General features: G+C 70.4%; 12 protein-coding genes. All 12 read right to left on the reverse strand.

Going from position 1 to position 6,613, the window contains the following annotated elements:
* Positions 1–72: 72 nt before the first annotated feature.
* On the reverse strand, positions 73–546 hold the full coding sequence (locus AB0E14_RS38995; protein WP_362430089.1) for a single-stranded DNA-binding protein: 474 nt from the start codon (positions 544–546) through the stop codon (positions 73–75).
* 73 nt (positions 547–619) lie between these two features.
* Positions 620–874: a hypothetical protein gene (locus tag AB0E14_RS39000; protein ID WP_362430092.1), complete on the reverse strand. Its 255-nt coding sequence runs from the start codon at positions 872–874 to the stop codon at positions 620–622.
* Between the two features lie 97 nt (positions 875–971).
* Positions 972–1,250 (reverse strand): hypothetical protein, encoded by a 279-nt coding sequence (locus AB0E14_RS39005; RefSeq protein ID WP_362430095.1) that lies wholly within the window; start codon positions 1,248–1,250, stop codon positions 972–974.
* 150 nt (positions 1,251–1,400) lie between these two features.
* The gene (locus AB0E14_RS39010; protein WP_362430098.1) at positions 1,401–1,808 is read right to left on the reverse strand and encodes a hypothetical protein; all 408 of its coding nucleotides are present in this window, start codon (positions 1,806–1,808) and stop codon (positions 1,401–1,403) included.
* A 187-nt stretch (positions 1,809–1,995) separates the two neighbouring features.
* Positions 1,996–2,481 carry a hypothetical protein gene (locus AB0E14_RS39015; protein WP_362430101.1) on the reverse strand — a complete coding sequence of 162 codons (486 nt, stop codon included), beginning with the start codon at positions 2,479–2,481 and terminating at the stop codon, positions 1,996–1,998.
* 73 nt (positions 2,482–2,554) lie between these two features.
* Positions 2,555–3,055 (reverse strand): hypothetical protein, encoded by a 501-nt coding sequence (locus AB0E14_RS39020; RefSeq protein ID WP_362430104.1) that lies wholly within the window; start codon positions 3,053–3,055, stop codon positions 2,555–2,557.
* Complete coding sequence (locus tag AB0E14_RS39025; RefSeq protein ID WP_362430107.1) at positions 3,052–3,246, reverse strand: hypothetical protein; 195 nt, start codon at positions 3,244–3,246, stop codon at positions 3,052–3,054. The genes AB0E14_RS39020 and AB0E14_RS39025 overlap by 4 nt, the downstream gene beginning before the upstream one ends.
* A 102-nt stretch (positions 3,247–3,348) precedes the next feature.
* Positions 3,349–3,639, reverse strand: a complete 291-nt coding sequence (locus AB0E14_RS39030) for a hypothetical protein (protein WP_362430110.1) — start codon at positions 3,637–3,639, stop codon at positions 3,349–3,351.
* Between the two features lie 137 nt (positions 3,640–3,776).
* Positions 3,777–4,310 (reverse strand): antirestriction protein ArdA, encoded by a 534-nt coding sequence (locus AB0E14_RS39035; RefSeq protein ID WP_362430113.1) that lies wholly within the window; start codon positions 4,308–4,310, stop codon positions 3,777–3,779.
* Positions 4,311–4,384: 74 nt separating this feature from the next.
* Positions 4,385–4,669, reverse strand: a complete 285-nt coding sequence (locus AB0E14_RS39040) for a hypothetical protein (RefSeq protein WP_362430116.1) — start codon at positions 4,667–4,669, stop codon at positions 4,385–4,387.
* A 778-nt stretch (positions 4,670–5,447) separates the two neighbouring features.
* Entirely contained in the window at positions 5,448–6,086 is a 639-nt protein-coding gene (locus AB0E14_RS39045) for a hypothetical protein (protein WP_362430118.1), read from the reverse strand.
* A 112-nt stretch (positions 6,087–6,198) separates the two neighbouring features.
* Positions 6,199–6,477: a hypothetical protein gene (locus tag AB0E14_RS39050; RefSeq protein ID WP_362430121.1), complete on the reverse strand. Its 279-nt coding sequence runs from the start codon at positions 6,475–6,477 to the stop codon at positions 6,199–6,201.
* Between the last annotated feature and the right edge of the window lie 136 nt (positions 6,478–6,613).

Below are 6,613 nucleotides of genomic sequence, written 5' to 3' on the forward strand. Positions count from 1 at the left end.
GTGCCGCGCCGGAGAGGATGATCAGGCTCTCCGAGTGCCGCCGCATACGGGTGGTCGCGGCCCCCGGGGCGGCTAGAACGGCGGCTGGTCGTCCGCGCTGGGGGCGGTCGCCCACGGGTCCGCCTGCGGGGCTCCGCTCTGCTGCGCCTGGCCCCAGCCGTTCTGCTGGCCCTGACCGTTGCGCTGCACCTTGGCCACCTTGGCGGTCGCGTTGCGCAGGCTCGGGCCGACTTCCTCGACGTCGAGCTCGTAGACGGTGCGCTTCTCGCCTTCGTTGGTCTCGTAGCTGCGCTGGCGCAGGCGGCCCTGGACGATGACGCGCATGCCCTTGGTCAGGGACTCGGCGACGTTCTCGGCGACGTGTCGCCAGACGGAGCAGGTCAGGAAGAGGCTCTCGCCGTCCTTCCACTCGTTGGTGGTCTTGTCGAAGATCCTCGGGGTGGAGGCGACACGGAATTTGGCGACTCCGGCGCCGGAGGGGGTGAAGCGGAGCTCCGGGTCGTCGACCAGGTTGCCGATCAGGGTGATGGTGGTCTCGCCTGCCATGGGGGTCTCTCCTCGTTGGTGGTTCTGTGGCGGCCGATCCGGGGTTGCCCTCCCCTTCTCGACGTGTACTAGTTTACTTCTTGCGGGTGAACGTGTCAACCTGGCGCGACGGCGTGCCCCGCACCTGCCGCAGGGCGGCGAAGGCGGCGCGCGGCTGGGTGGCGGCAAGCGCCACGAACAGCGCCGACTCGCGCGCGCGGCTCCCGATCCAGCGCCCGGGGCGGTGCCGCACCTGCCAGTCGGCCCAGTTGCCGAGCCGGCCCCAGGGGCGGAGGCGGCCGAGCGCGTACCCCAGCCCGAGCGCGGTGATGATTCCGGGAATGGTCATGCCCTGTCTCGTTTCGGTGGGCGGACGCGGAGCGCCCGCCGGTGCGGCGGGCGCTCCGCCGGAAGTGCCGGGACTTCGCCACCCCGGCGGGCGGCGACTAGTCGAGCATGTAGCTGCTGAACTGGCGGAGCAGGGTCCAGCCGAAGTGTTCGGGCATGGTGCCGTACTCGGGGAAGATGTCGATCAACGCCGACGTCGGCTCGTCGGGGACGGAGACGTCGACGAAGGTGTCGCCGGAGCGGTACTCCCACCAGTGGAAGCGGTACGGGCGGCCGTTGATGTAGCGGACGTGAGTCTTGCTGAGTTCGCCGTACGGGCTCTCGTCGACGGCCTCCAGGAGGCGGGGGCCGATGGCGGGGCGGGTGGCGGTGGACATGTTCCCTCGTCTCGCTCGATGGTTCGTGGTGTCCGGCCCGGGGTTTGCCCTCCCCGGGCCGACGTATACTAGTTTACCTCTCGCGGGTTGAGTTGGCAAACTGCACGCCCGGCCTCGACGGAAGACCGAAGAGGCCGGGCGCGGGACGGTTCAGCCGACGCGCCGGAAGTAGTCGGCTGCGTACCGGGCGAACTTCTCGTTCGCGTCGCGCCAGAGGTACTGCCGGGCGTCGGCGACGGGGTTGCCGATGCTCCCCCCGGTTTGCTCGGAGTTCCGCTCAGCCTCGGCGATCTTCTCGTGCCACGTCGCGACGACGTCGCCGCTGACCTCCAGGGCCTCGATGAGGTTCGCCCACAGCTCGATCTGGAACTGGTAGCCGGTGATGGCCTCGAAGAAGCCGTCCATCCGGACGTTCTCCGCCGTCAGCTCCTCGGCGCGAAGGCGACCCCACCAGTCATTCGCGTAGCGCCGGGCGTTCTTCCGGCCGGCCTCGGCGGCGGTCTTCAGGCGCTCCTCGAATGCCTTGCGGTCGCGTACGGCGCGGTCAATGCTGGCCATGGCGTGCTCCTCGTCTGCGGCGGTGCTTCGTGGTGGCCGGTGTGGGGTTTGCCCTCCCCTCTCCGACGTGTACTAATTTACTAGCTCTGGGGTGGGGTGTCAACTCCGGTCTCGCGTACGCGCTCCACGACAGGGGTCCGGCCTGGGGCCGGCCGCCGCCGGCCCCAGGCAGGCCCGGCGGGGAGGGTCAGTGGCGGGCGACGAGGGGGCCGCAGGTGGTGTCGGTGAACGGTTCGGCCGCAGGTAGGGGCGAGTCGGGGAACAGGGCCTGGTTGACGGCTCGGGCTTCCAGCCAGTCGGCCCAAGCGCCGTCACTGTCGATGGCGAACACCTCGGGCATCAGGACGTGGGCGCGCAGGAGTACGGCGGTGACGGCCACGTCGTAGAGGCATGCGGCGGTCTTGGTGAAACCCCAGACGAACGGACCGGACGGGGAGAGCCGGTCCGGGTCGAGCTCCAAACGGAAGTCCTCGCACGTCTCGTCGCCGCGCCCGTTGAAGAGGATCAGATCTTCGCCGATAACCGGCGCCCCGCGCCCGCCGGATCCGCCCAGGGGGATCCCGGACGCCTTCGTGAAGTCCGTGACGGCGGCGGCATCGATGCGCAGCTGGAGCCAGTTGGCCCGGAAGGTCTCCGACTGCGGGGCGTAGGCGAAGTAGTGGGTGTATCCCATGAGACGGTCCTTGGTTCGGTGGTTCGTGGTGCACGGCCCAGGGCTTGCCCTCCCCGGTCCGACGTTTACTAGTTTACCGGACGCGGTCGAGCGCATCAACTCGCGGGGCCGCTGCTCCGGCAGGAGGGAGGGTCACCGTACACAGGAACGGTGGCGTGGCCCCGTCCTGGAACCCGTAGGTGGAGTGCACGCACCACGGGCGGGCCCCGGGAACGGCCCCGGCGTCCCAGTGGAGGACGGCCGCGTAGACCTCGGCGAGCGCGTCACGCAGGAGCGCTTGGCCGTCTCGGTCGAGCGCGTCGGCTTCCTCGCGTGTGGCGATGACGGCCCCGTATGCGCCTTCGATGCGCAGGAAGGTGACCGGGTGGCGGGGGTCGGCGTCGTGGGCGGTGCGGTCGAAGATCACGCGCTCTGCTCGGGGCCACAGTGCGCGGATGGCGGGGGCGGCGGAGTGGAGGAAGGCACCGGCCATCTCCGTATGGGCCTCGTGGAGCCGATGCGCGCGGGCCGCGAGGTGGGCGGCGGGGTCCGCGTACGGGTCGGGCAGGGACGACCTGGCGGTGTCGGTGCTCATCGGTCGGCCCCGCCCTCCGGGTTGCGCTGGATCATGCGATAGGCGGCGGCCCGGCCGCTGGCGGTCAGCAGGTGACGGGCCCGGATGCGGGCGGCACGCCCGGCGGCGAATGCGGCTTGGGCGGTGCGGTCGCCTGCGGCGGCGCGGGCGAGCAGGTCCGCCTGCGGGTCCGCGGAGCTCTGGAAAGTCACTGGGGGTCCGTTCGTGGGCGGGCGGGGCTGGAAGAGGCCGGCCGGGATCCTGGCCGGTAGGGGCCTCCCCGCGCCCTCGGCCGGGCGCGGGGAGCAGGCGGGCTACAGGCGGACGGTCTGGCCCTGGTCCTCGATCCGGTCGGGGTCCGCCTCGGTGTCGTCGGCGTACTCCGCGACGTGGTGCGAGAGCTCGTGGCGCAGCTCGGTTGCCCGGATGGTGTCGAGGGAGTCGAGGGGGCGGGCGACGAACTCGGCCCCGTATTCGTAGTCGTCGACCCGGTAGTACCCGAAGCCGCCCCGGTCCACAGTCTCCGCTCGGTTGCCGTACAGCTCGTGGGCGAGTTCGCGGATGGTGTCGAGCTGGTCGGCGGCGGTCAGCATCACGGCGGGCATGAGGTCTCCTCGACTCGGTGGTTCGTGGTGGCCGTTCCGGGGCTTGCCCTCCCCGTTCCGACATGTACTAATCTACCTTCTCGGGGTAGGCGTGTCAACTCTTCTCGGAATTCCGGGGTCGGGAATCGGGAAAGCCATCAGCCGCGCACAAGGTGGTAGGTACCGGCTCCGGCGTAGATCGGAATTACGCTTCCATCGTTTATCCAGTTGACCGCGAGCGACTGTGCTACAGCTTCGATGTGATCGCGCCAAAGCTGCGGCACCCCTTCGGTTCCGTGATCGGTCAGGTAGTCGAGCGCGTATTCCGCGACTGCCGATTCCGGGTCAACGTTCCATTCGATCGTCCTGATGTACCCTTCCTGGCACTTCTCCGCGAGGTGTTCGGCGCTCACCTTCTCGTGAAAGTATTTGACGACTTCGGCGGGGTAGTAGTCCAGGGCTTCGGCGATGAAGACTAGGTCTTCGATGCTTTCGGTTTCCCGCAGTTCAATTCCGCCGAACCCTTCAAAATCGTGAATCGCGTACTCTTCCGCACTTTCCTGTGAGGAAGCCTTGAGCACAGCTTCTATCTGATCATAAACATCGTCCGCGTCCCCGTGCATTTCTATCCATTTCCCGTGGAGGCGTCCGGCGTTGTAGTCGGAAAGGGAGGCGACATAGATGGCATTCATGGAAAGCGTCCTTGCCTTGGGGTGCCAGTGCGGGCGGGGGCGGGCGGCCCTGCGCGGGCCGCCCTGGCGGCGGTTCAGCCGATGACGCGCATTCCGATCAGGCGCGGGCTGTCGTCCACCACGCCGCACCAGTCGTGCGCGCAGTCGGCGCAGAGGTGCGGGCAGCCGCAGGTGTCGCGGTTGAAGTCGGAGATGTGCCAGCCCTGGTCGTGAGCGGCCCAGGCCCCTTCGTCGGCGTCGTCGGGGAATCCCGAGTCGGCCTGGCAGTCCTCGCGTGCGCACTGGATGCGGTCGTACTCGTCGAGCTGCGGCGCGACCGCGATCTGCACGGGCAGGGCCTCGGTGAGGACGGCGACCATGGGACGACTCCTTGGTTCGGTGGCTCGTGGCGGCCGGTCCGGGGTTTGCCCTCCCCGTTCCGACATGCACTAATTTACCAGATGCGGTGACCGTGTGCAAGTTCTGACCAGCGGCTTTCCCTGTTTTCTGCGCCACCGTCCGGGGTGGAGCAGGCGCGGAGCGGCTGTGCATCTCTACGGAGTTCTCCTGTCGGCCCGGCAGCCGGGGGACGGCCGAAGCCCCCTACGAGCAGATACCCGCCGACCTTTCTTCCTCCCGCCCCGGCAAAGGCAGTTCCAGGCCGCGCGGGCCTGGCGGTCAAGCGCGGGAAGGAGTACCGGAGCCGGTATAGCGACGTAGGAGCGGGCCGGCGAGGACACGGACTGGAGCGCTTGAGGGCCAGGCGCGCGCGGCCACAATCAGAAAGCCGGGGATGGAGGAAGACCCCGGTGCCGACCGGAGCGCAGCGGAGGTTGGCGCCGGGGGAGCAGCGCCCGGCGCCAGCCGGGCTCCATCCGGGGCGGAGCCCCCGGCCCTGTCTCTCCGCTGCGGGCAGCGGATCCCCCGCGGGGGACGCCGGGCTGCACCGAGTTGGCCGGGCCGCGGGCGGCGCCCGCCGCAGTGTGGCCGGGTCGGCCCTTGCCTGCGGCGCCGGCCGACGCGGCCCTCGGCGACCGGCAGTCACGCATCCGGTGGCGGGGACGGTCGTCGGCGGAGAAGCGGAGCGTGCCGTGCGGGCCGAGGTCCGCGGCGTGCCTGAGCGGTTCGGACGCTGAGCCTGGTGCAGGGACCTGGCGGTCACGCGGCAGCGTGCTCGGTGCCCGGGAGGAGGGCGCGGAGGGTCTCGACCCGCTGGGAGGTCCTGACCCGGGCGGCCTGGGTCTCGTCGAGGGTCTGGTCCAGCTGGTGCAGCTCCTTGGTGTACCTATCCAGGTAGGTGGCGGCGGCGATGCGGCGTCCTGCGGCTTCGAGGACTTCACGGTCGGGCCGGGCTCGCCAGTGGGCGACGACTGCGCCGAGCACCGCCGCGGCGTGCCGGCCGGTGGCGGGCGGCAGGGGAATCGCGTTGGAGTTCTTGTCCCGCCGGAAGGTTGGTACCGGGGCGCCGGCGTCGACGCGTTCGAAGAACACGCGAGTCAGGCTGGCGAGCGCGATCCCGTTGATCGTCAGCGGGTCTTCTCGCCGGTGGGCAGGGGTCGCGGGTTCTGTGCCGAAGAGGACCAGGAGGTCGACCGCCCACGAGCGGGGCGGTTCGGTGGGGTCCGCGAGGAGGGTTCCCGGGGAGAGGACCGCGTGACCGTGGACATGGGGTGCCCGGAGCTTGTACGTGCTGCTGCCGTCGGCCGGGTTGGTGGTGATGTCCATTCTGAGCAGGCCGTACTGGCCGAGGTGCTCCTCGTGGTGCATGGTCTGAGGAGGTTCGAGGGTGATGGTCATGGTGTCCTTGCTCTCGGTGGGCCGCGGGGGCCGGGTGCGGGGCGGGCGGTGGCGTGCGCGGTCCTGGCTGCTCGATGCCGTCGGCATCGCGGCTGGCGGACGGGCCGGAGCCTTACCGCTCTCGCGGAGCGGCATGGTGGGGCTCGAGGTCCCAGGAGAGTTCCTGGCAGTCGACTCGGACCGTGTCCGGTACGGCGTCGGCCAGCGCGCCGCCGGGGCTGAGGGCGTACACGACGGTGACGCGGAGGGCGGCGCCGGTGTGGTTGTGCAGCCGGCCGTTGAGCAGAGCGGCGATGTCCTGGGGTGTGGCGCGGTCGAGGGGGACGTACTGCCCCGTGATGCACTCGGTGCAGCCGCAGCCGGGCGGGTCAACGGCTATCAGGGTGGGCATGACGGTTTGGGCCTTTCGGGATTCCGGGACGGCGCCGCGGTGCCGGGGTCGGCGGGCGGGAGCGGGGCGTGCGCGAGCCGGGGGGGGGGATTACGCCCCCCGCCCCGCTGCCCCGCCGGCGGGCGCCCCCCCACCC

Source organism: Streptomyces sp. NPDC047981 (genome assembly GCF_040653315.1).
Lineage (GTDB): Bacteria > Actinomycetota > Actinomycetes > Streptomycetales > Streptomycetaceae > Streptomyces.